We start from the raw sequence: 24,248 nt of genomic DNA on the forward strand, positions 1-24,248 counted from the left end.
CGGATCTGCACTTCTGTAGTGCCTGTGCAGTAGCCGCGACCAGTGGGAGGGACCGTGCAGACGGACATCGATCCGCGCAGTCTGATCGGCCGCAAGGCGTTCGACCGCAAGGGCACCAAGATCGGCACCGTCGACGAGGTGTACCTCGACGACGCGACCGGTGTGCCCGAGTGGGCGGCCGTACGGACCGGACTGTTCAGCCGCGACGCCTTCGTGCCGCTGGAGCCCAGCGAATTCGTCGAGGACGCGCTGCGCATCCCCTTCGACCGTGCGCTGATCAAGGACGCGCCCGACTTCGGGGTGGGCCGCCATCTCTCGCCGGAGCAGGAGCTCCAGCTCTACCGGCACTACGGTCTGGACTCGGCGCCCGGGGAGACAGGCCCGGACCGCGACTTCGGCAGACTCGCCGGCCAGGACGAGTAGTCCACGGGGTTGCGCACCAGCGGCAGCGGATCGGCCGGCTGCAGATCCGGATCGTCGATACGGAACGTACGCACCCGGCCGGGGGCCGATTCGGGCTCCTCGAACCGCACGGTCACCCGGCCGACCCCGCTCCCCTGCACCCAGCCATGGCCGAAGCCGCTGTGCCGCACGTCGTGCCCGGCCGGCCAGCGCCGGGCGGCCAACTGCTCGGCACTCTCCTGCTCCGGCCCCTCGTCCGCCGTCCCGGCCTCGTCCGCATCGGCGTCCGCGACCGACTGGGCCGCGTCCGTGAGCCCGGACGCCGCCCGTTCACCGGCGGCCTGCGCGAACAGATCCTCCTGGGTGTAGTCGGCGAGCCCGGTGACGCCGACGCCGAGGAGCCGCACTCCCCCGGTGGTGTCCACGGACTCCAGGAGCCGCGCAGCGGCCTCCCTGACCACCGTGGGGTCGTCGGTGGGCCCGCGCAGCGTCTCGGACCGGGTGAGGGTAGAGAAGTCGTACCTGCGGACTTTCAGTACGACGGTGCGCCCCGACCGCTCCGCGCCCCTCAGCCGCTGGACGCACCGGTCCGCCAGCCGCTCCACCTCGGTCCTGACCCGGACCCGGTCGTGCAGGTCCGTGTCGAAGGTGTCCTCGACGGAGACCGACTTGGCGTCGCGCTCGGCGACCACGGGCCGGTCGTCGTAGCCGAACGCCATACGGTGCAGGGCGCCGCCGTGCGCCTTGCCCAGCAGCCGTACGAGCTCCGCCTCACCCGCTTCGGCCAGGTCGTTCACCGTGGTCATGCCGGCGCGGCGGAGGTGGTCCGCGGTGGCGGGCCCGACGCCCGGCAGCGTACGTACCGGCATGGGGGCGAGCAGCTCACGCTCGGTGCCCGGTTCGATCAGCAGGATCCCGTCGGGTTTCGCCTCCTCCGAGGCGATCTTGGCCAGCATCTTGGAGCCCGCGAGTCCGACGGAGCCGCTGAGCCCGGTGACCGCCTCGATCGCACCCCGTAGCTGCGCACCGATCTCGAGGGCCGAGGCCGTGTCGTCCGCGGTCCCGCCCGCCTCCAGGTCGACGAACGCCTCGTCCAGGCTGAGCGGCTCCACCAGCGGCGAGAGCCGGCCCAGCAGCTCCATCACCTGGTCGCTCACGGTCCGGTACAGCGTGAAGCGTGGCACCAGATAGGCGGCGTTCGGCGCCAGCCGCCTGGCCTGCGCCATGGGCATGGCCGAGTGCACCCCGAAACGCCTGGCCTCGTACGAGGCGGTGGCGACGACGCCCCGGGGCCCCAGCCCGCCCACCACGACCGGCTTGCCGCGCAGACTCGGCTTCGCCGCCTGCTCCGCAGAGGCGTAGAAGGCATCCATGTCCAGATGCAGGATGGTGGGCGCGGCTCTCACATCAATCGATGCTGCCCTATGGCACTGACAATCGCCGTGCCGCAGGGCCGCGCTCCGGAGCCCCGGGGCGCGGCCTCGTTCCCACGGGGTCAGCCGGCCCGGTTGCGTCGCCGGGCGAGCTCGTCGGCCGGATTGTTCCCGATGAGCGTCTCTCCGGTGTCCACGCGCTCCCCGTGGAGCTGGGAGAGTGCGGCGTCCACGTCCCGCCACACCACCCCGACGGCGATACCGAAGACGCCCTGACCCCCTTGGAGCAGGTCGACGACCTCGGCGGGCGAGGAGCACTCGTAGACCGTTGCCCCGTCGCTCATCAGCGTCATGCGTTCCAGATCCTGGAATCCGCGGGCCCGCAGATGCTGGACCGTGGTGCGGATGTTCTGGAGCGCCACTCCCGTGTCCAGGAAGCGCTTCACAATCTTCAGCAGGACGACGTCCCGGAAGCTGTAGAGCCGCTGTGTGCCCGACCCGTAGGCCGGACGTACGCTCGGCTCGACAAGGCCCGTCCGGGCCCAGTAGTCGAGCTGCCGGTAGGTGATCCCCGCCGCCGCGCATGCCGTCGGCCCGCGATAGCCGATGTCCTTGGCCGATGCCACGCCGTCCCCCGCCACCGCAGCCGGCGCAGCCGGTTGCCTGATGGTGTGGCCGGCTGTACTCCCCTGCTGCGAATACGGCCCACCCGCTGCCGTACCGTCGCCGCTGCTTCTCACGCCGACCTCCGTCCTTGACCTGCCCACTCGAAGGTAGGCAGTCACCCGGGGTGCGTCAACGATCGCCACACTCGGCACGCCGAGTGATAATCACCCTGAGGGTGGTTTCCCGTGACCCGTGGCCGGGAAAGGCTTTTCGGATACGCAGCCGGCGCCACCTCACAACGTCACTGGCTGTTGTTCGTACCGAAGTCCTCCGGCGAGATCTGGTCGAGGAACTCGCGGAACTTCTCCACCTCGTCCTCCTGCTCGTCGGGGATCGCGATTCCCGCGTCGTCGAGCACCCCGTCACTGCCGTAGATCGGCGTTCCGGTGCGCAGGGCGAGCGCTATGGCATCGGAAGGCCGTGCGCTCACCTCGACCCCGCTGGCGAAGACCAGCTCCGCGTAGAAGACCCCTTCGCGGAGGTCCGTGATACGGACCTCGGTGAGCTCCTGGCCGACGGCCTCGAGCACATCCTTGAAGAGATCATGGGTCAGCGGCCTGGCCGGAGCCATGCCCTGCTGAGCGAAGGCGATCGCAGTCGCCTCACCAGGACCGATCCAAATGGGGAGGTACCGGTCGCCTCCCACTTCACGCAGGAGCACGATCGGTTGGTTGGAGGGCATTTCCACCCGGACACCCACAACGTCGAGCTCGTTCACACAGCAACCCTAGGACGTGCTCGGCAGGTTTGGGTAGTCGGGCTCCATCCGCATCAGCGGAGACGGATCTGCAGAGCGGTGTGCACGAGGGCCGAATGCAGCCGTACGGAGAGCTCCGCGAGCTCTCTCGCGGTGGCCTCGGCATGTGCCCTGGTCTGCGGATTCCGGTGCCGGCGCAGGGGCGCGACCACTTGCTCGATCAGCCCGGCCTCGCGGTCCGCGGCCGCCCGCATCGCACGCAGATGACGTGGCTCCAAACCGAATCGGCCCAGATCCGCCACAAGTCTGGCGACGGTGACCGTCTCGGCGTCGTAGCCGCCCTCGGCCGCCGGCGCCACGAGGCCATAGGACTCCCAGGCATCGAGGTCACTCTCGGTCACCTCTGCGGCGGCGAGGAGCTCGGCGCGGCCGATACGGCCCACCGTGGCCCGTCCGGGCCCGCCGGCCCAGCTGCCGTCCGGCAGGTCCCGCTCCCCCTCCTGGGACGGCAGGGCGACCTGCTCGCCCCGCGCGAGGGCCTCCAGGTGCTCCCGGATGACCTTCAGCGGAAGATAGTGGTCCCGCTGCATCCGCAGGACCTGAGCAAGCCGCTCGACGTCGTCGGGACGGAACTTCCGGTATCCGGAAGGTGTCCGCTGCGGCTCGACGAGCCCTTCGGCCTCCAGGAAGCGGATCTTGGAGATGGTGACTTCGGGGAACTCGTCCCGCAGCTGCAGGAGCACCGTGCCGATGCTCATCGGACGGTCGTCGGCGGTGGCGGTGCCGTGTCCGGCACCGCCCGTCGGTGTTCTCAGCATGGACCTTCCCTGGGAGTCCCCCCGGCGGAGCCGGGGGGCGGGTCAGATGCCGCGCTGGCTTGCGTAGAAGACCAGCCGGTACTTGCCGATCTGCACTTCGTCGCCATTGGAAAGGGCGACGGAGTCGATGCGCTCACGATTGACGTAGGTGCCGTTGAGGCTGCCCACATCCCCGACCGTGAAGCTGCCGTCGGGGCTCCGGCGGAACTCCACGTGGCGACGCGACACCGTCACGTCGTCGAGGAAGATGTCGCTCTGCGGGTGGCGGCCGGCCGTGGTCAGCTCCCCGTCCAGCAGGAAACGGCTGCCGGAGTTCGGACCGCGCCGCACCACCAGGAGCGCCGAGCCGAGCGGCAGCGCGTCCACGGCGGCCTGAGCCTCCGGGGAGAGCGAAGGAACGGACGTCTGGCCGGTCGCCTCCGCCTCGTAGGCCTCGAGGCCCGAGATGGAGATGGTCGACGTCGTCTCCGACGCACGCTCCGGAATCCCGCCCCTGAGCGGCGCACCGCAGTTGGAGCAGAAACGGCTGGCTTCGGCGTTGCGATGCCCGCACCTCGTACAGACCGGCATGGACGAAGCCTCCTGCCTCGGGGCGAACCCTCCACCCGTACTTGAGGTTGACGGTTCTCCGAAACCTATGCGGCCGGGACCGGCAGGGTCAACAGACGACGCGCCGGAACCACCCGAATTGTCACCCCCCGAACCTGCCACCTGATCGCGGAAGAGCGGGCGCTCCGAGCCCTGCTCATCGGCCTGGCCATGACGCGGCGCGCGATGGCGTGCAGCCTCATCGCGTGCGCTCTTGCCGAACAACTTCCCAAACAACTTCACGGGCGATTCCCCTTGACCGAAACAGACCCGCCCGTGGGGCAGGACGAACCCTGAATGAACACACCTGCCGACCCGGACATCTTCACAACGTCCGTATCCACTCGACAGTTTCCACCACGCACCACCATTACGATGCGGCGACCCCCCGCAACCTTCTGCCCGAGTCCCGCGACGCCCACGCGTCCCGCGTTCACTGGGCCGACGACCGAGCGTAGTCAGGCCGCTCCGCCGGTCGCAAGGCGTCCACCACAATGTCGTCGGCCTGAACCACGTGCACGGTGGCCTGCTCCTTCTCCAGCGTCTGCACCACACCACCGGGGATGTTCAGCGCCGGCTCCAGGTCCTGCGGCTTGCCGATGACCTGGAAGACATACGGGGCGGAGATCTTCCGGTCGTCCACCTCGATCGCGCCGGCATCCCCGGAGAAGTACGTATTGGCCACCACCCGCACGCCGTTGACCTCGATCGCCTCGGCGCCGGCCGCCCGCAGCTCCTGCAACGCGTCGAGCAGCATGTCCGGCTGCACCGCGTCACCGGGATCGTTGACCGTCATCGTGATACCCGGTCCGTGCGCCGCCACGGTGCCCGCCAGGATACCGAGTTGGCGCTCCTTCTCCACCGTCTGCTTCCGGGCCTCCTCGGCCTGGTCGGAGCTGTTCTCGAGCTCCGTGCGCTGGTCCTCCAGGCGCTGCTTCTCGTCCACCAGCCGCTGCGTACGGTCGTCGACCTCGTCGAGGATGCGGACCAGGTCCTCCTGACGGGCGCCCCGCAGCGCACTGTTGTCACTGTTGGACCGCACCTGGATGGCGAGCCCCAGGCCGAGGACGAACAGCAGGACAGCGACGATGAGTTGGGCACGGGTGATCCGCGGCGGCCAGACAGCAGCGATCAGCCGTTGGCGTCCGGTGAGTTCCTGGGGAGCATCCGCGGGCTGCTCGCCGGGCTGCTCGCGTTCGTCGAATGCGTCGTTGCTCATCGGCCTCAGGCCCGGAAGACGTGCCGGCGGATCGCCGCGGCGTTGGAGAAGATCCGGATGCCCAGGACGACCACCACACCGGTGGAGAGCTGGGCGCCGACGCCCAGTTTGTCGCCGAGGAAGACGATCAGGGCGGCCACGACCACGTTCGAGAGGAACGAGACCACGAAGACCTTGTCGACGAAGATGCCGTCGAGCATGGCCCGCAGACCGCCGAAGACTGCGTCGAGGGCGGCCACGACGGCGATCGGGAGGTAGGGCTCGACCACCACCGGCACTTCGGGCCGGACCAACAGTCCGACCACGACTCCCACGACGAGGCCCAGTACGGCGATCACGATGTGCCCTTCCCTGCGTCTGCCGCACCACTACCGGTGTCTGCGGCCTTATAAGGCTCTGCTGTCCGTACGATCAGGCTCGGGGCCGCCGGAAGGTTCACCTTCTCCTGGACGGAGATGCTGGTCCTGATGTCGAAGGTGTCCTTCAGCGCCTGCAGGTACTGGCCGTCGGCGCTGTCCTGGAAGGCGGCGCTGAGCTTCTTCCCGTCCCCCACCGCGAGCACCGTGTACGGCGGCACGAGCGGTTTGTTGTCGACCAGTATGGCGTCGCCCGCGGCACGGATCGCCGACAGGGCGGTCAGACGCTGCCCGTTGATGGCGATCGCTTCGGCGCCGGACTGCCACAGACCGTTGACAACCCGCTGCATGTCCCGGTCCCGGACCCGTCCCGTATCGGAGAATCCGCTGGTCTCACGCGGTCCGCCACCGCCCTGGTCGGTGTTCTTCGCATCGTCCACGACCAGCTTCACCCCGGGGCCGTACACAGGTGTCGCGCCGGAGAGCAGAGCCACCAGCTCGGCCTGGTCCCCGCCGTGCTCCTCCAGCGCCTTGCGCTGACGCCTGCCCACGTCGTCGCGGACTTCCTCCACCTGCGCCTCGAGGGTGTCGGCCGCGGCCGTCTCCGCGTCGATCCGGTCGATGAGCTCCTGGCGCTCCTTGGCGAGTACCGGCGCCGACACCCGCGCCTGGGCGGCGCCGAGAGTGACGACAAGGGCAGCCAGCACCAGACAGGCCGCGAAGCCCAGTTTCGCCTTGAGCGTCCTCGGCATCCCGGCACGCCCGTCGGCCTTGCGGCGGGCCGATGCCTCGGCATAGCCGTCGTCCAGGCTGTGGTCCATCACATTGGTCAGCAGCGACATGGACGCGTCGGGGCGCTTGGGCGGCGAGGCGGAACTCCGGTCGGGGGGCTGCTGCGACATGCCGCACATCGTCGCATGTCGCGGCAGCTACCGCCGAATGGCCCCACTGATGTGCCGGAAGCGGTCGGACACCGCGTCCGGGCGTACCGGGAACGGTCTCACGGCCGGGGGTATGGCACAGCCTCCGCCCCCGGCCGCGGGACCTCTCAGTTCCCTGCGCTGTCGACGACCGCCGCCCATTCGTCCAGGAGCGCCTGCGCCGAGGCGTCGTCGGGCCCCTCCGCCCACAGATGAGTGACCGCTTCCGCCCGGTCCGGAAGGACCATCACCCAGCGTCCGTCCGCCTCGACGACCCGTACGCCGTCCGTCGTGTCGACGTTGCGGTCTCCGGCCGCCTCCACGACACGGCGCATCACCAGCCCCTTCACCGCCCACGGAGTCGCCAGATCACGACGCAGCACATGGGCACGCGGAATGCGCGCGTCGATCTGGCTGAGCGTGAGCTGTGTCCTGGCCACGAGCCCGATCAGCCGCACGAACGCCGCCGACCCGTCGAAGACGCTGCTGAACTCGGGAACGATGAACCCGCCCCGCCCGTCCCCGCCGAAGATGGTGCCTTCCTCGCGCCCCACCCGGGTCAGATCATCGGGCGACGTCGTCGTCCATTCGACCTGGGTGCCGTGGTAGGCGGCCACTTGCTCCGCGACCCTGGTGGTGGTCACGGGCAGGGCGACCCGCCCACTGCGACGCTCGGCGGCGACGAGATCGAGCATGACCAGCAGGGCTCTGTCGTCCTCCACGATCCGGCCCCGCTCGTCGACCAGCGAGAGCCGTTCGCCCACCGGGTCGAAGCGGACACCGAAGGCCGCCCTCGCCGAGGAGACGATCTCCCCGAGCCGCACCAGCCCGGATCGCCGGGTCTCGGCCGACTCGGTCGGCCGGGACTCGTCGAGGCCGGGGTTGATGGTCAGCGCGTCCACCCCGAGCCGCCCCAGCAGGCTCGGCAGCACAAGCCCCGCGCTGCCGTTGGAGGCGTCGACGACGACCTTGAGCCCGGCTTCGGCGATCCCCGCGGTGTCCACGTTCCGCAGGAGTGATCCCGTGTACGAGTCGAAGACACTGGACGGGAAGTACAGGTCACCGATCTCGCCAGGGAAAGCACGCCGGTACTCCTGCCGGGCATAGACCCGGTCCAGCTTCCGCTGCCGCGCCTGGGAGAGGTCCGCTCCCCGCTCATCGAAGAACATGATGTCGACGGAGTCGGGCACACCCGGCGATGTACGGATCATGATGCCGCCGGCGCTGCCTCGCGCGGTCTGCTGGCGCGCCACAGGCAGCGGTACGTTCTCGAGGTCACGGACATCGATGGCGCTCGCCTGGAGAGCCGAGATCACCGCCCGCTTGAGCGCACGGGCACCACGGGAGTGGTCACGCGCGGTGGTGACAGTGGACCCCTTCTTGAGCGTCGTGGCGTACGCACCGGCCAGTCTCACGGCCAGTTCAGGAGTGATCTCGACGTTCAGGATCCCGGATACGCCTCGGGCCCCGAAAAGATGAGCCTGTCCGCGCGACTCCCAGATCACAGAGGTATTGACGAAGGCGCCGGCCTCGATGGTCTTGAAGGGATAGACGCGCACATTGCCCTGGATGATCGATTCCTCGCCGACCAGGCATTCGTCGCCGATGACCGCGCCGTCCTCGATCCGCGCCGCGCGCATGATGTCGGTGTTCTTGCCGATGACGCAGCCGCGCAAATTGCTGTGATCACCGATGTACACGTTGTCGTGCACCACGGCCTTGTGCAGGAAGGCGCCGCTCTTCACGACGACGTTCGAGCCGATCACCGTATGCTCGCGAATCTCCACACCGGCCTCGACCTTGGCGTAGTCGCCGATGTACAGAGGCCCCCTGAGAACGGCGTCGGGGTGTACTTCCGCGCCCTCGGCCACCCATACGCCGGGAGAGATCTCGAACCCGTCGATCTCCACGTCGACCTTGCGCTCGAGCACGTCGGCCTGGGCCTTCACATAGCTCTCGTGCGTGCCCACGTCTTCCCAGTAGCCCTCGGCGATATAGCCGTAGATGGGCTTGCCTTCCTTCATGAGCTGCGGGAAGACATCGCCGGACCAGTCCACGGAGACATCGGCCTCGACGTAGTTGAAGACCTCGGGCTCCATCACGTAGATGCCCGTATTCACGGTGTCGGAGAACACCTGCCCCCAGGTGGGCTTCTCCAGGAACCGTTCGACCTGGCCCGCTTCGTCCACAATCGTGATCCCGAATTCCAGGGGATTGGGAACGCGGGTGAGGCAGACCGTGACCAGTCCGCCCTTTTCTTTGTGGAAGGCGATGAGATCGGTGAGGTCGAAGTCGGTGAGCGCGTCACCGGAAATGACGAGGAAGGTGTCGTCCTTCAATGCCTCCTCGGCATTCTTCACACTGCCTGCGGTGCCGAGCGGTTTCTCCTCGTTGGCGTAGGTGAGCTCCATCCCCAGCTCTTCGCCGTCCCCGAAGTAGTTCTTCACCAGAGAGGCGAGAAACTGGACGGTCACTACCGTCTCGTTGAGCCCGTGCCGCTTGAGCAGCCGAAGCACATGCTCCATGATCGGCCGATTGGCTACGGGCAGGAGCGGCTTGGGCATGCTTGAGGTCATGGGGCGAAGGCGAGTGCCTTCACCACCTGCCATCACGACGGCCTTCATGTCGGAACGTCCTCCTTGAAGAGACGACGGTCTAGCCGACTTCGCCCGTCAGGGCAGCATGTGTGTCATCAGCCGCGGGCCGGCCACATTGCGCGGCACCGCATCAACGAGCTCAATCGGCTACTGCATCCGCCTTGACGAGCCGGCGGACCTGAACCACGTAGAGGATCCCTGCCCACCAGTAGAGCGTTGTACCCCATCCTGCGAACGCCCATCCGAAAACAGTGGCCAGCGATGCCAGCCAACCACTTCCGTCGCTGAGCAGCAACAAGGGAAAGGCGTACATCAGGTTGAACGTGGCCGCCTTGCCCAGGAAGTTCACCTGGGGTGGCGGATAGCCGTGACGGCGCAGGATACCCACCATCACGAGAAGCATCAGCTCGCGTGCCAGAAGAGCTGCGGTCAGCCAGAGCGGGAGGATCTCCCGCCAGGTCAGGCCGACGAGCGTAGAAAGAATGTAGAGACGGTCAGCAGCCGGGTCGAGCAACCGTCCGAGGCTGCTGATCTGGTTCCAGCGACGCGCGAGCTTACCGTCGAGGTAGTCGCTGACGCCGCTGAACATCAGTACCAGCAATGCCCAGCCATCACTCTGGGGCCCGCCGAACTCAGGGCGGAGAATCAGCCACAGGAAGACAGGTACGCCAACGAGGCGAGCCATGCTGAGGATGTTGGGGATGGTGAGTACCCGGTCCGTCTGAACGCGAGTCTCCTGGACCTCCACCCGGGGGCCTCCTGTGAAGAACGTGCCAATGATGCCCCCTGACCCTACCCTCAGCGTTGGCCGGCGGGCGCACAGGGGTGCCAGAAACTCTCCGTAAACGCAGAAAAGCCCCGTGCCACAAGGGCACGGGGCTTTTCCACAATGATTGTTCGGCGGCGTCCTACTCTCCCACAGGGTCCCCCCTGCAGTACCATCGGCGCTGAAAGGCTTAGCTTCCGGGTTCGGAATGTAACCGGGCGTTTCCCTAACGCAATGACCACCGAAACACTATGAAATTAACCAACACCGGATAAAAACACGGCCGTTCGTTATTTCAGAACTAACACAGTGGACGCGAGCAACTGAGGACAAGCCCTCGGCCTATTAGTACCAGTCAGCTCCACCCGTTACCGGGCTTCCACATCTGGCCTATCAACCCAGTCGTCTACTGGGAGCCTTAACCCCTCAAGAGGGTGGGAATACTCATCTCGAAGCAGGCTTCCCGCTTAGATGCTTTCAGCGGTTATCCTTTCCGAACGTAGCCAACCAGCCATGCCCTTGGCAGGACAACTGGCACACCAGAGGTTCGTCCGTCCCGGTCCTCTCGTACTAGGGACAGCCCTTCTCAATATTCCTACGCGCACAGCGGATAGGGACCGAACTGTCTCACGACGTTCTAAACCCAGCTCGCGTACCGCTTTAATGGGCGAACAGCCCAACCCTTGGGACCGACTCCAGCCCCAGGATGCGACGAGCCGACATCGAGGTGCCAAACCATCCCGTCGATATGGACTCTTGGGGAAGATCAGCCTGTTATCCCCGGGGTACCTTTTATCCGTTGAGCGACAGCGCTTCCACAAGCCACTGCCGGATCACTAGTCCCGACTTTCGTCCCTGCTCGACCCGTCGGTCTCACAGTCAAGCTCCCTTGTGCACTTACACTCAACACCTGATTGCCAACCAGGCTGAGGGAACCTTTGGGCGCCTCCGTTACTCTTTAGGAGGCAACCGCCCCAGTTAAACTACCCATCAGACACTGTCCCTGATCCGGATCACGGACCCAGGTTAGACATCCAGCACGACCAGAGTGGTATTTCAACGACGACTCCACAACCACTGGCGTGGCCGCTTCAAAGTCTCCCACCTATCCTACACAAGCCGAACCGAACACCAATATCAAACTATAGTAAAGGTCCCGGGGTCTTTCCGTCCTGCTGCGCGAAACGAGCATCTTTACTCGTAGTGCAATTTCACCGGGCCTATGGTTGAGACAGTCGAGAAGTCGTTACGCCATTCGTGCAGGTCGGAACTTACCCGACAAGGAATTTCGCTACCTTAGGATGGTTATAGTTACCACCGCCGTTTACTGGCGCTTAAGTTCTCAGCTTCGCCGACCCGAAAGTCAGCTAACCGGTCCCCTTAACGTTCCAGCACCGGGCAGGCGTCAGTCCGTATACATCGCCTTACGGCTTCGCACGGACCTGTGTTTTTAGTAAACAGTCGCTTCTCGCTGGTCTCTGCGGCCACCCCCAGCTCACCGAGTAAATCGGATCACCAGTGATGGCCCCCCTTCTCCCGAAGTTACGGGGGCATTTTGCCGAGTTCCTTAACCATAGTTCACCCGAACGCCTCGGTATTCTCTACCTGACCACCTGAGTCGGTTTAGGGTACGGGCCGCCATGAAACTCGCTAGAGGCTTTTCTCGACAGCATAGGATCATCCACTTCACCACAATCGGCTCGGCATCAGGTCTCAGCCTTAATGTGTGACGGATTTACCTACCACACGGCCTACACCCTTACCCCGGGACTACCACCGCCCGGGCTGGACTACCTTCCTGCGTCACCCCATCGCTTACCTACTACAAGTCTGGTTCATCGGCTCCACCACTACCCTCAACTCCGAAGAGATCGGGCCGGCTTCACGGACTTAGCATCGCCTGATTCAGTACTGGGCGTTTCAAAGCGGGTACCGGAATATCAACCGGTTGTCCATCGACTACGCCTGTCGGCCTCGCCTTAGGTCCCGACTTACCCTGGGCAGATCAGCTTGACCCAGGAACCCTTAGTCAATCGGCGCACACGTTTCTCACGTGTGTATCGCTACTCATGCCTGCATTCTCACTCGTGAACCGTCCACAACTCGCTTCCGCGGCTGCTTCACCCGGCACACGACGCTCCCCTACCCATCCCAGCCCCCGTTGGGGGTACATGCTGGAATGACACGACTTCGGCGGTACGCTTGAGCCCCGCTACATTGTCGGCGCGGAATCACTTGACCAGTGAGCTATTACGCACTCTTTCAAGGGTGGCTGCTTCTAAGCCAACCTCCTGGTTGTCTCTGCGACTCCACATCCTTTCCCACTTAGCGTACGCTTAGGGGCCTTAGTCGATGCTCTGGGCTGTTTCCCTCTCGACCATGGAGCTTATCCCCCACAGTCTCACTGCCGTGCTCTCACTTACCGGCATTCGGAGTTTGGCTAAGGTCAGTAACCCGGTAGGGCCCATCGCCTATCCAGTGCTCTACCTCCGGCAAGAAACACACGACGCTGCACCTAAATGCATTTCGGGGAGAACCAGCTATCACGGAGTTTGATTGGCCTTTCACCCCTAACCACAGGTCATCCCCCAGGTTTTCAACCCTGGTGGGTTCGGTCCTCCACGAAGTCTTACCTCCGCTTCAACCTGCCCATGGCTAGATCACTCCGCTTCGGGTCTTGAGCGCGCTACTAAATCGCCCTATTCGGACTCGCTTTCGCTACGGCTTCCCCACACGGGTTAACCTCGCAACACACCGCAAACTCGCAGGCTCATTCTTCAAAAGGCACGCAGTCACGACGCACCGAGTAAACTCGATGCGCGACGCTCCCACGGCTTGTAGGCACACGGTTTCAGGTACTATTTCACTCCGCTCCCGCGGTACTTTTCACCATTCCCTCACGGTACTATCCGCTATCGGTCACTAGGGAATATTTAGGCTTAACGGGTGGTCCCGCCAGATTCACACGGGATTTCTCGGGCCCCGTGCTACTTGGGTGTCTCTTAAACGAGCCGTTGATGTTTCAGCTACGGGGGTCTTACCCTCTACGCCGGACCTTTCGCATGTCCTTCGCCTACATCAACGGTTTCTGACTCGTCTCATGGCCGGCAGACCATGAAAAAGAGATCCCACAACCCCGCATGCGCAACCCCTGCCGGGTATCACACGCATACGGTTTGGCCTGATCCAGTTTCGCTCGCCACTACTCCCGGAATCACGGTTGTTTTCTCTTCCTGAGGGTACTGAGATGTTTCACTTCCCCTCGTTCCCTCCACACTGCCTATGTGTTCAGCAGCGGGTGACAGCCCATGACGACTGCCGGGTTTCCCCATTCGGAAACCCCCGGATCAAAGCTTGGTTGACAGCTCCCCGGGGACTATCGTGGCCTCCCACGTCCTTCATCGGTTCCTAGTGCCAAGGCATCCACCGTGCGCCCTTAAAAACTTGGCCACAGATGCTCGCGTCCACTGTGCAGTTCTCAAACAACGACCAGCCACCCGTCACACACCACTTACGCGGTGCTTCACCGGGGCCGGCAACCGAAGGACGACCTTTACGGCCGTACCTTCAGATACCCAACAGCGTGCCCGACCCGACCGATCACTTCCCACATTCCACGCCGAAGCAGTACTAGTGAAAAACAACCTGTCGTGCCGAATAGTCAACGTTCCACCCATGAGCTAACCACCGCCGAACATTTGCCGGCGTAGTGGCTCTGGATTCCTTGCGGAATCTAGATGCTCCTTAGAAAGGAGGTGATCCAGCCGCACCTTCCGGTACGGCTACCTTGTTACGACTTCGTCCCAATCGCCAGTCCCACCTTCGACAGCTCCCTCCCACAAGGGGTTGGGCCACCGGCTTCGGGTGTTACCGACTTTCGTGACGTGACGGGCGGTGTGTACAAGGCCCGGGAACGTATTCACCGCAGCAATGCTGATCTGCGATTACTAGCAACTCCGACTTCATGGGGTCGAGTTGCAGACCCCAATCCGAACTGAGACCGGCTTTTTGAGATTCGCTCCGCCTCGCGGCATCGCAGCTCATTGTACCGGCCATTGTAGCACGTGTGCAGCCCAAGACATAAGGGGCATGATGACTTGACGTCGTCCCCACCTTCCTCCGAGTTGACCCCGGCAGTCTCCTGTGAGTCCCCATCACCCCGAAGGGCATGCTGGCAACACAGAACAAGGGTTGCGCTCGTTGCGGGACTTAACCCAACATCTCACGACACGAGCTGACGACAGCCATGCACCACCTGTATACCGACCACAAGGGGGGCACCATCTCTGATGCTTTCCGGTATATGTCAAGCCTTGGTAAGGTTCTTCGCGTTGCGTCGAATTAAGCCACATGCTCCGCTGCTTGTGCGGGCCCCCGTCAATTCCTTTGAGTTTTAGCCTTGCGGCCGTACTCCCCAGGCGGGGAACTTAATGCGTTAGCTGCGGCACCGACGACGTGGAATGTCGCCAACACCTAGTTCCCAACGTTTACGGCGTGGACTACCAGGGTATCTAATCCTGTTCGCTCCCCACGCTTTCGCTCCTCAGCGTCAGTAATGGCCCAGAGATCCGCCTTCGCCACCGGTGTTCCTCCTGATATCTGCGCATTTCACCGCTACACCAGGAATTCCGATCTCCCCTACCACACTCTAGCCTGCCCGTATCGACTGCAGACCCGGGGTTAAGCCCCGGGCTTTCACAACCGACGCAACAAGCCGCCTACGAGCTCTTTACGCCCAATAATTCCGGACAACGCTTGCGCCCTACGTATTACCGCGGCTGCTGGCACGTAGTTAGCCGGCGCTTCTTCTGCAGGTACCGTCACTTTCGCTTCTTCCCTGCTGAAAGAGGTTTACAACCCGAAGGCCGTCATCCCTCACGCGGCGTCGCTGCATCAGGCTTTCGCCCATTGTGCAATATTCCCCACTGCTGCCTCCCGTAGGAGTCTGGGCCGTGTCTCAGTCCCAGTGTGGCCGGTCGCCCTCTCAGGCCGGCTACCCGTCGTCGCCTTGGTAGGCCATTACCCCACCAACTAGCTGATAGGCCGCGGGCTCATCCTTCACCGCCGGAGCTTTTAACCATCCCCCATGAGAGGGAAAGTGTTATCCGGTATTAGACCCCGTTTCCAGGGCTTGTCCCAGAGTGAAGGGCAGATTGCCCACGTGTTACTCACCCGTTCGCCACTAATCCACCCCGAAGGGCTTCATCGTTCGACTTGCATGTGTTAAGCACGCCGCCAGCGTTCGTCCTGAGCCAGGATCAAACTCTCCGTGAATGTTTTCCCGTAATCGGGTAGACACCACGAGAGCGGAACGACCATGTCGGAATATGACCGGTCGTCCACTGAATCCTCGCTGTGTGCATTGCCTACCAGGCCAGTGGCCTCGTAGGACCTTCAAAGGAACCTCGAACCTGCCGAAGCAGGTCGGGGTATCAACGTATCTGGCGTTGACTTTTGGCACGCTGTTGAGTTCTCAAGGAACGGACGCTTCCTTTGTACTCACCCTCAGAACATTTTCTGGGGCTTTCCTCCGGGCGCTTCCCTTCGGTCTTGCGTTTCCGACTCTATCAGACTCTTTCGTGTCCGATTCCCGGTCGAAGCGGGTTTTGCATTTCTCACCTTTGAGGAATTCGCTTTCGCGTTTTCCTTTCCGGTGAGACCGACTCTATCAGGCCTTTTCTCTCCCCGTGACCGGCCCCCGCAGACATGCGGGTGCCCGATTTCGGGTTAGGGTCTGGGCTTAATAGTCGCCGCCGACCCCCGACTCAAAGTCGCGTTGGGGCCAGGCAGGAGTACGACAGTACAGGCTGCTCGGAGTCGAGGCAAATCGTTTCCGGTGCACCCCTAGGTCCTCGAACCGGTAGGACTCGGGCGGAACCGGGACTTCTTATGACTTACTCTGCTGAGCAGTACGCCGTCCCCTGTATGCAACGGCGGCGCCATCGAAGCTCCACTCTGGGAGGCACCCCCCATGACCACTGTGACGTCCCCCCTCGCCGGACGCGCCATCGGGCTCACCGCGGTACCCGACCCGGTCTTCTCCGGCGCGATGGTGGGCCCCGGGACCGCCATCGACCCCGTGCGTGAGCCTTCGGAGGCCGTGTCGCCGGTCGACGGAATCGTCGTCTCCCTGCACCCGCACGCCTTCGTGGTCGTGGACAGCGAGGGCCACGGGGTACTGACGCACCTCGGCATCGACACCGTCCAGATGAACGGTGAGGGTTTCGAGCTGCTCGTGAACAAGGGTGACACCGTCACCCGTGGTCAGGGCATCGTCCGCTGGGACCCCTCTGCCGTCGAGGCGGCAGGCAAGTCGCCGGTGTGCCCCGTCGTCGCGCTGGAAGCCACGGCCGACTCCCTTTCCGATGTCGTCGAGAGCGGCGACGTGAAGGTCGGCGACGCGCTGTTCGGCTGGCAGTAACGCGTTCGGCGCAATGACAGCCGAACAGATACCCACCGCGGCGGCGTCTGCCGCCGCACGACCGGAGACGGGTGAAATGGAGACAACGCTGCGAGGCGTAGGCGTGAGCCACGGTGTGGCGATCGGCGAGGTACGGCACATGGGCACAGCAGTGCTCGAACCGCCGGCCAAGCAGATTCCGGCCGAGGAGGCCGAGCGCGAGCAGGGACGGGCCCGGCAGGCCGTGGAGGCTGTGGCGGCCGACCTCATCGCGCGCGGCAACCTGGCCGGTGGCGAGGCCCAGCATGTGCTGGAGGCCCAGGCCATGATGGCCCAGGACCCCGAGCTCATGGCCGACGTGGACCGCCGTATCGCCGTCGGCAGCACCGCCGAGCGCGGTGTGTACGACGCGTTCGCGTCCTACCGGGCGCTGCTGGCAGGGGCCGGTGAGTACCTGGCGGGCCGCGTGGCCGACCTCGACGACGTGCGCAACCGGATCGTGGCCCGGCTGCTCGGTGTGCCGATGCCGGGTGTGCCGGACAGCGACGAGCCGTACGTGCTGATCGCGCGGGACCTGGCTCCGGCCGACACGGCGCTGCTCGACCCGACGCTGGTGCTCGGCTTCGTCACCGAGGAGGGCGGACCGACGAGCCACAGCGCCATCCTGGCGCGGGCACTCGGAGTGCCGGCCGTGGTGGCGCTCCCCGGTGCCGGCGAGCTGGCCGAGGGCACGGTGATCGCCGTGGACGGCAGCACCGGCGAGATCTTCGTCGAGCCCAGCCCCGAGAAGCGGGCCGAGCTGGAGGGCGCCGCCGCCGCGCGCAAGGCCGCGCTGTCCGCGTCGACGGGTCCCGGTGCGACGTCCGACGGCCACAAGGTGCCGCTGCTCGCCAATATCGGCGGACCCGGTGATGTGCCGGCGGCCGTCGAAGCGGGTGCGGAGGGCGTGGGCCTGTTCCGTACCGAGTTCCTCTTCCTGGACGACAGCAAGCACGCGCCGTCCGAGGAGAAGCAGATCGCCGCCTACCGCGCGGTGCTCGAGGCCTTCCCCGAAGGCCGGGTCGTGGTTCGGGTGCTGGACGCGGGCGCGGACAAGCCGCTGGACTTCCTGACGCCGGCCGACGAGCCGAACCCGGCACTGGGCGTGCGCGGGCTGCGCAGCCTCCTGGATCACCCCGATGTGCTGCGGACCCAGCTGACCGCTCTGGCGAAGGCGGCCGAGGGGCTGCCCGTCTATCTCGAGGTCATGGCGCCCATGGTGGCGGACCGTGCGGATGCCAAGGCCTTCGCCGACGCCTGCCGGGCGGCCGGGCTGCAGGCGAAGTTCGGTGCGATGGTCGAGATTCCCTCTGCCGCGCTGCGGGCGCGCTCGGTGCTGCAGGAAGTGGAGTTCCTGTCGCTGGGCACCAACGACCTGGCTCAGTACGCCTTCGCCGCAGACCGTCAGGTGGGTGCGGTGTCCCGGCTGCAGGACCCGTGGCAGCCGGCTCTGCTGGATCTGGTCGCGATGTCGGCCGATGCGGCCAAGGCCGAGGGCAAGAGCTGTGGTGTCTGCGGTGAGGCGGCCTCCGATCCGCTGCTGGCCTGTGTGCTGACCGGTCTGGGAGTGACCTCGCTGTCGATGGGTGCCGCGTCCATTCCTTATGTGCGCTCCACTCTGGCGAAGTACACGCTCGCCCAGTGCGAGCGCGCCGCGTCGGCAGCACGTGCCGCCGACTCCGCCGAGGAAGCACGGGTTGCCGCGCAGGCTGTGCTTTCGGGCGAGTAGGAACGCAGCGGCCGGACGATTGAGCGAAGGGGCTTCCCGCCGATGGCGGCGGGAAGCCCCTTCGGCATGTCAGTGGTGCTGTTCCGGCTCGTCGGCACCGATGTCGAATCCTGCGCAGTACTCCACGCCGGACTCCGGAGAGACGGGTTCACCGGTGTCCGCGTCGGTGCAGTAGGCGCTGAAGACCTCGCCCGCGGTGAGCGGGGCAAGGCCACCGCCGGTGAGCCGCCAGCCGTGCACCCGGTCAGGGACGCCCGGGGCGCTCGTCCGCAGCACGACTCCCCCGTGGCTGTCGAGGGCGATGCCGAGAGCCAGCACGGTCACGAATTCGGCACCTTCCGCCGAGTCGAGCTGTGCGGGACCGGTGGTGCCGCGCTCGGTGTGCAGGGCGGCGAGCAGCTGCTCGTTCTCAGTGGGGGTACTGCAGACCAGGTGGTGGGTGCCGGGACCGGCTGCCTCCAGGGTGCGCAGCAGGAGGTGGGAGGCGCGGTCGAAGGCGGCGCGGCCGACGTCCTGTCCGCAGTCCGCGCATTCCCCGAGCCCGGCCAGCAGCATCGTGGCGTACTCCCATGTCGCCTGCCGGACCGACCGGGCGACCAGGAGCGGGATCAGCGTGTCGATGGGTTGTCCGGTGTAGGCGACGGTGGCTCCGCGGGCCGCGACCTCCGCGGTGAACCGGCTACGGCCGGCCGGGGTGTCGGGTGTGATGCGCGATTCGGCGCAGAACTCCGTGTACTCCTCCGGGTCGAAGAGTGCGACGGTCGTGTGCATGCCCTGTGCGGCGAGGGCTTTGAGCAGGCCTTCCACCTGCTCCAGGTAGACGGAGTAGTCGTCGAAGGTGAAGGTGCGGTAGCGGCGCATGGCCGCGAAGTCCTGTTCATCGGTCAGCAGGCCGATGGTGCTGGGTGCTTCGCGGCGCAGCGTGCGTCGCATGGTGGTGCCGGTCCGGCCGTGGACGGTGGTCCGCTTGTTCCTGGTCTGCGCCATGACTCCCCCAGTGCGCTGTCGATCATTGCTCACTCAGAGTAGTCAGCGGCACTGACAGTGGCCTGGGTCAGCGGCGTTTGCGGGCCAGCTCCTCGTAGAAGTGGAGGAGTTCCAGGTTGTCGATCGAGCCGGGGTTGACCGCCTTGGCCAGGGCCGTTCCCTGGAGCAGGCGCTTGACCGGAACCTCGATGCGCTTGCCGGTGAGGGTGTGCGGGATGCCGGGGACCTCGATGACCTCGTCCGGGACGTGGCGCGGCGAGAGGTTCTCGCGGATGGTGCGCTTGATGGCATCGCGGAGCTCGTCGTCGAGCGCGGCGCCCTCGGCGAGGTGGACGAACAGCGGCATCCAGTAGCCGCCGTCGGGTTCCTCGAGGCCGATGACGAGTGATTCGCGGATTTCGGGGAGGCGCTCGACCGCTTCGTAGATGTCCGCGGAACCCATGCGGACTCCCTGCCGGTTGAGGGTGGAGTCGGAGCGGCCGTGAATGACGACGGAGCCGCGGTCGGTGATCGTGATCCAGTCCCCGTGCCGCCAGACGCCGGGATACATCTCGAAGTAGCTGTCGTGGTAGCGGCTGCCGTCGGGGTCGTTCCAGAAGCGGACCGGCATGGACGGCATGGGCTGGGTGACGACGAGTTCGCCGACCTCCCCGGTGAGCGGCCGGCCCGCGGGGTCCCAGGACTGGAGGTCCGTGCCGAGGCACGCGGCCTGGAGTTCGCCGATGTGGACCGGGAGGGTGGGGACCGCTCCGGCGAAGCAGCTGCAGACGTCGGTGCCGCCGCTGACGGAGGCGATCCACAGGTCGTCGGCGACTTCGTCGTGGAGCCAGCGGAACCCGTCGGGCGGCAGCGGCGATCCGGTGGTGGCGACGCACTGGATACGGGAGAGGTCGAAGTCGCGTCCCGGGTGGATGTCTGCTTTGCGGCAGGCCATGACGTACGCCGCGGAGGTGCCGAACAGGGTGGCGCCCGTCTGTTCTGCGACGCGCCACTGGGCGCTGACGTCGGGGTAGCCGGGGCTTCCGTCGTACAGCACGAGTGTGGTGCCGGTGAGGAGGCCGGAGACGAGGAAGTTCCACATCATCCAGCCGGTGGAGGTGTACCAGAAGAAGCGGTCCTCGGGGCCGAGGTCGCAGTGGAGGCCGATCTGCTTGAAGTGTTCGAGCAGGATCCCGCCCTGGGACTGGACGATGGCCTTGGGCAGGCCGGTGGTGCCGGAGGAGTAGAGGACCCAGAGCGGGTGGTCGAAGGGGACCTGCTCGAAGACGGGTTCGGTGTCCGCGGCGGTGAGGGCGGACCAGTCGAGGGCGCCTTCGGGTGCGTCGGTGCCCAGCAGCGGGATGTGCACGACGGCGCGCAGGGTGGGAAGTTCGCGGCGCAGCTCGGCGACGGTGTCCGCGCGGTGGTGTTCCTTGCCGCCGTAGCGGTAGCCGTCGACGGTGAACAGGACGACGGGTTCGACCTGCTGGAAGCGGTCGAGGACGCTGCGGGCGCCGAAGTCGGGGGCGCAGGAGGTCCAGACACCGCCCACGGCGGCGGTGGCGAGGAAGGCGACGACCGCCTGCGGGATGTTGGGGAGGTAGCCGCTGACGCGGTCGCCCGGGGTGACGCCGAGGGCGCGCAGTCCGGCGGCGAGCGAGCCGACCTGGCGGCGCAGCTCCGACCAGGAGGTGGGGACCTGGGTGTGGGTCTCGTCGACGTGGAGCAGTGCGGGGGCGTCGGCGCGCAGAGGGTCCTCCGCGGTGCGCAGCGCGTGTTCGGCGTAGTTGAGGGTGGCGCCGGGGAACCACTGGGCGCCCGGCATCGTGCGGTCGCCGATGACGGTCTCGTAGGGGGTGGAGAACCGTACGTCGAACCATTCGGCGACGGCCTGCCAGAAGGTGTCGAGCTCGTCGACGGACCAGCGGTGCAGGCTCGCGTAGCCGCCCTCGGCCGGTGCTCCGTGGCGCTCGGCCGCCCAGCTCTGGAAGCGGGTGACGGCCGCGGTCGCGATGCGGTCCGGGCCGGGCTGCCAGAGGGGCGCTTCGTCGGCTGCTGAGGTCATGGTTCGGCTCCCTGGCTGTACGGGTACGCGGGGTCTGCGAGGTCGCGCGCACGGGCTGGGGTGTGCGCGTGAGGCGGCCTCACGGACGATGCCATGTGATCGTCTTTCGCACCAGGGTTCCCCGCCCATGGCCGCGTGTCCCGGTATGTGGTGCGGCCACGCCCGCGCCGCGTCCTGCGGCGCCCGGCTCCGGGTGAACGGAAGTTGAACAGAACCCGTTCCCGGATCACCGGGTGGCAGGGTGAGCTGCATGGACGGTCGTGGCCTGGTGCGCTCGGTGAAGTTGGTCGGTTCGAAGCAGGGCATGCGTACGGTGCGCTCGGCGTGGCGGCGCTCGCGCGCGGATGCGCGGGCCCTGCCGTCGCGGGGTGCCGAGCGGGCACGCGTGCCGGGCGCCCTGGTGGGTGCGGAGCCGGGTCCGGGGGGCGGTGTGGTGAGGTTCGCCCGTTCGGAGCTGCGCATCCGGGTCTCGGTGGGCGGTGCGGTGTTCTGGGGATGGGACGGGGCGGAGCCGCTGCCGTCGTACGCGCTGCCGGGTGCCGCGCCCGACGCCGATCCGCGGGCCGCTCTGGAGCCCGACAAGGACGGCGGCTGGCAGGTGGTGTCGGAGCGGCTGACGGTCGTGGTGTCGCGGCACGGTGCGGTGGAACTGCGGACCCCGGGCGGGGTGGTGCTGCGGCGGGAGCTGCCGCCCCGGTGGTGGGAGCCGGAGAAGGGCGGGCCGGCCCGGTGGGTGCAGCGGTCCGAGGTCCCGGCGGACGCGCGGTTCTTCGGGCTGGGCGGGCGGGCGTCGGGTCCGCGGTTGAGGGACGGTGTGTACGGGCTGTGGAACACCGATCCGGGTGGGCGGTTCGGTCCGGACGACGATCCCCTCTATCTGACGATGCCGGTGCAGTTGGTGGTCTCGGACGCGGGGACGCACCTGGTGTTCCACGACAACACCTGGGCGGGGCGGGTGACGTTGCGCGAGGGCGAGGAGGGGGAGGGCTCCGGGCACGACCGTCCGGGGACGTGCGAGGTGCGGATGGACGGCGGGCCGCTGCGCTGCTGGGTGGTGGCGGGTACTCCGGCCCGGGTGCTGCAGGGGTGGTCGGCGCTGACGGGGGCGCCGGCGCTGCCGCCGTCCTGGGCGCTGGGTCCGCAGCATGCCCGGTGGGGGTTCGGGAGTGAGCGGGAGGTGCGGCGGATCGCGGCGGGGTACCGGGAGCGGGGGCTGCCGTTGTCGGTCCTGCACCTGGACATCGACCACTACGACGCGCACCGGGTGTTCACCGTGGACCGCGAGCGGTTCCCCGGTCTGCCGGGCCTCGCGAAGGAGTTGCGGGAGGACGGGGTGCGGCTGGTGTCGATCGTGGACCCGGCGGTGGCGGCGGAGCCGGGGAACGCGGTCTTCGACAGCGGTGCGGCGGTGGGGACTTCGGGCGCGTTCGTCCGGGACGGCCGGGGAAGGCCCGTGCGCGGGGAGGTGTGGCCGGGCGAGTGCGTGTATCCGGACTTCACCGATCCGCAGGTGCGTGAGTGGTGGGGCGGGCTGTACGCGGAACGGCTGGCGCAGGGGTTCTCGGGTGTCTGGCACGACATGAATGAGCCGGTGTCGTTCGCGGCGTTCGGCGAGCCGACACTCCCCCGTTCGGCCCGCCACGCGCTGGAGGGGCGCGGCGGCGATCACCGGGAGGCCCACAACGTGTACGGGCTCGCCATGGCTCGCGCAGGATATGAGGGGCTGCGCCGCCTGCGGCCGGACGAGCGGCCGTTCCTGTTCTCGCGGTCCGGCTGGGCGGGGATGCAGAGGTACGGGGGCACCTGGTCCGGTGATGTGGCGACCGGCTGGCCGGGGCTGCGGGCCTCGCTGTCGCTGGTGCTGGGTCTCGGGCTGTGCGGGGTGCCGTACTCGGGGCCGGACGTGGGCGGGTTCGACGGGTCGCCGTCGCCCGAGCTGTATCTGCGCTGGTTCCAGCTGGGGGCGTATCTGCCGCTGTTCCGTACGCATGCGGCGATCGACGCGGGGCGCCGGGAGCCGTGGGAGTTCGGGGCGCGGGTGCTCGACGGCGCGCGGGAGGTGCTGGTGGAACGGGAGCGGCTGCGTCCGTACTGGGTGACGCTGGCGCAGCTGGCCCGGCTGACGGGTGCGCCGTATGTGCGTCCGTTGTGGTGGGCGGCGCCGGGTGACCGGGAGCTGCGGGCGTGCGAGGACGCGTTCCTGCTGGGGGATGCGCTGCTGGTGGCCCCGGTGCTGGAGCCGGGGGTTTCGCAGCGGGCGGTACGCCTGCCGCCGGGGCGCTGGTACGACACGGTGAGCGGCGCGGTGTACGAGGGGCCCGGTCAGGTGGTGGTCGGTGCGCCGCTGTCGCGGGTACCGGTGCTGGCGCGGGCCGGGGCGGTGATTCCGGTGCGGGGTGCGGACGGCGGGCTCGAACTGGAGGTGTGGGCTCCGGCGGAGGGGCGTGGCGGCGGCGGATCGGTGGTCCGTGACGCGGGTGACGGCTGGGAGCCGGCGGTGGTCGAGCGGTACACGACGCGGCTGGTGGACGGGCGGGTCGTGGTGGAGCGGGACGGTGCGGAGGGGCTGGTGGACTGTCCGGTCCGGGTGCGGGGGATCTGAGCGCGGCCTGGCGGGTCCGCGGGTCGCGCCTCGGCGGGTACGGGG

The 24,248-nt window shown here is 66.7% G+C and carries 16 protein-coding genes and 3 rRNA genes; 4 read left to right on the forward strand and 15 right to left on the reverse strand.

Features of this window, described 5'->3' with window-relative positions:
- Positions 1-54: 54 nt before the first annotated feature.
- The gene (locus OG782_RS05315; protein ID WP_406448233.1) at positions 55-423 is read left to right on the forward strand and encodes a PRC-barrel domain-containing protein; all 369 of its coding nucleotides are present in this window, start codon (positions 55-57) and stop codon (positions 421-423) included.
- Here OG782_RS05315 and OG782_RS05320 read toward each other — a convergent pair.
- The 13 genes from OG782_RS05320 to OG782_RS05380 all read right to left on the reverse strand — a co-directional run bounded on the left by OG782_RS05320 (position 348) and on the right by OG782_RS05380 (position 15,676).
- Positions 348-1,808 carry a DNA polymerase IV gene (locus OG782_RS05320; protein ID WP_406448234.1) on the reverse strand — a complete coding sequence of 487 codons (1,461 nt, stop codon included), beginning with the start codon at positions 1,806-1,808 and terminating at the stop codon, positions 348-350. The genes OG782_RS05315 and OG782_RS05320 overlap by 76 nt on opposite strands.
- A gap of 89 nt (positions 1,809-1,897) precedes the next feature.
- On the reverse strand, positions 1,898-2,515 hold the full coding sequence (locus OG782_RS05325; RefSeq protein WP_406448235.1) for a MerR family transcriptional regulator: 618 nt from the start codon (positions 2,513-2,515) through the stop codon (positions 1,898-1,900).
- Between the two features lie 167 nt (positions 2,516-2,682).
- Positions 2,683-3,159, reverse strand: a complete 477-nt coding sequence (locus OG782_RS05330; RefSeq protein WP_003946924.1) for a bifunctional nuclease family protein — start codon at positions 3,157-3,159, stop codon at positions 2,683-2,685.
- 53 nt (positions 3,160-3,212) lie between these two features.
- Complete coding sequence (locus OG782_RS05335; RefSeq protein ID WP_406448236.1) at positions 3,213-3,956, reverse strand: MerR family transcriptional regulator; 744 nt, start codon at positions 3,954-3,956, stop codon at positions 3,213-3,215.
- Positions 3,957-3,998: 42 nt separating this feature from the next.
- Positions 3,999-4,787 (reverse strand): FHA domain-containing protein, encoded by a 789-nt coding sequence (locus OG782_RS05340; protein WP_406448237.1) that lies wholly within the window; start codon positions 4,785-4,787, stop codon positions 3,999-4,001.
- A gap of 190 nt (positions 4,788-4,977) precedes the next feature.
- Positions 4,978-5,763, reverse strand: a complete 786-nt coding sequence (locus OG782_RS05345; RefSeq protein ID WP_406448238.1) for a DUF881 domain-containing protein — start codon at positions 5,761-5,763, stop codon at positions 4,978-4,980.
- A 5-nt stretch (positions 5,764-5,768) separates the two neighbouring features.
- A complete protein-coding gene (locus OG782_RS05350; protein WP_406448239.1) occupies positions 5,769-6,101 on the reverse strand; it encodes a small basic family protein in 333 nt (110 codons plus the stop codon).
- Positions 6,098-7,021, reverse strand: a complete 924-nt coding sequence (locus tag OG782_RS05355) for a DUF881 domain-containing protein (RefSeq protein WP_406448240.1) — start codon at positions 7,019-7,021, stop codon at positions 6,098-6,100. The genes OG782_RS05350 and OG782_RS05355 overlap by 4 nt, the downstream gene beginning before the upstream one ends.
- 146 nt (positions 7,022-7,167) lie before the next feature.
- Positions 7,168-9,663 carry a sugar phosphate nucleotidyltransferase gene (locus OG782_RS05360; RefSeq protein WP_406448241.1) on the reverse strand — a complete coding sequence of 832 codons (2,496 nt, stop codon included), beginning with the start codon at positions 9,661-9,663 and terminating at the stop codon, positions 7,168-7,170.
- Positions 9,664-9,775: 112 nt separating this feature from the next.
- Positions 9,776-10,384, reverse strand: a complete 609-nt coding sequence (locus OG782_RS05365; protein WP_266776362.1) for a CDP-alcohol phosphatidyltransferase family protein — start codon at positions 10,382-10,384, stop codon at positions 9,776-9,778.
- Positions 10,385-10,531: 147 nt separating this feature from the next.
- Positions 10,532-10,648: ribosomal RNA gene (gene rrf, locus OG782_RS05370) — 5S ribosomal RNA — on the reverse strand.
- Positions 10,649-10,727: 79 nt separating this feature from the next.
- Positions 10,728-13,852 (reverse strand): 23S ribosomal RNA (locus tag OG782_RS05375).
- 298 nt (positions 13,853-14,150) lie between these two features.
- Positions 14,151-15,676: ribosomal RNA gene (locus tag OG782_RS05380) — 16S ribosomal RNA — on the reverse strand.
- The 16S, 23S and 5S rRNA genes sit together here, the layout of an rRNA operon.
- Before the next feature lie 697 nt (positions 15,677-16,373).
- Between OG782_RS05380 and OG782_RS05385 the strand changes: the two genes are divergently transcribed.
- Positions 16,374-16,823, forward strand: a complete 450-nt coding sequence (locus OG782_RS05385) for a PTS glucose transporter subunit IIA (protein ID WP_406448242.1) — start codon at positions 16,374-16,376, stop codon at positions 16,821-16,823.
- 76 nt (positions 16,824-16,899) lie between these two features.
- Positions 16,900-18,570: a phosphoenolpyruvate--protein phosphotransferase gene (ptsP, locus tag OG782_RS05390; protein ID WP_406448243.1), complete on the forward strand. Its 1,671-nt coding sequence runs from the start codon at positions 16,900-16,902 to the stop codon at positions 18,568-18,570.
- Between the two features lie 69 nt (positions 18,571-18,639).
- On the opposite strand, the gene OG782_RS05395 is transcribed toward ptsP, so the two are convergent.
- Entirely contained in the window at positions 18,640-19,557 is a 918-nt protein-coding gene (locus OG782_RS05395) for a hypothetical protein (RefSeq protein ID WP_406448244.1), read from the reverse strand.
- 67 nt (positions 19,558-19,624) lie between these two features.
- A complete protein-coding gene (locus OG782_RS05400; RefSeq protein WP_406448245.1) occupies positions 19,625-21,601 on the reverse strand; it encodes an acetoacetate--CoA ligase in 1,977 nt (658 codons plus the stop codon).
- A 250-nt stretch (positions 21,602-21,851) separates the two neighbouring features.
- Here OG782_RS05400 and OG782_RS05405 point away from each other — a divergent pair, with 250 nt between their 5' ends.
- Positions 21,852-24,203 carry a glycoside hydrolase family 31 protein gene (locus OG782_RS05405; RefSeq protein WP_406448246.1) on the forward strand — a complete coding sequence of 784 codons (2,352 nt, stop codon included), beginning with the start codon at positions 21,852-21,854 and terminating at the stop codon, positions 24,201-24,203.
- The last annotated feature ends 45 nt before the right edge of the window (positions 24,204-24,248 follow it).

Source organism: Streptomyces sp. NBC_00876 (assembly GCF_045207435.1).
In the GTDB taxonomy this organism is placed as follows: domain Bacteria; phylum Actinomycetota; class Actinomycetes; order Streptomycetales; family Streptomycetaceae; genus Streptomyces.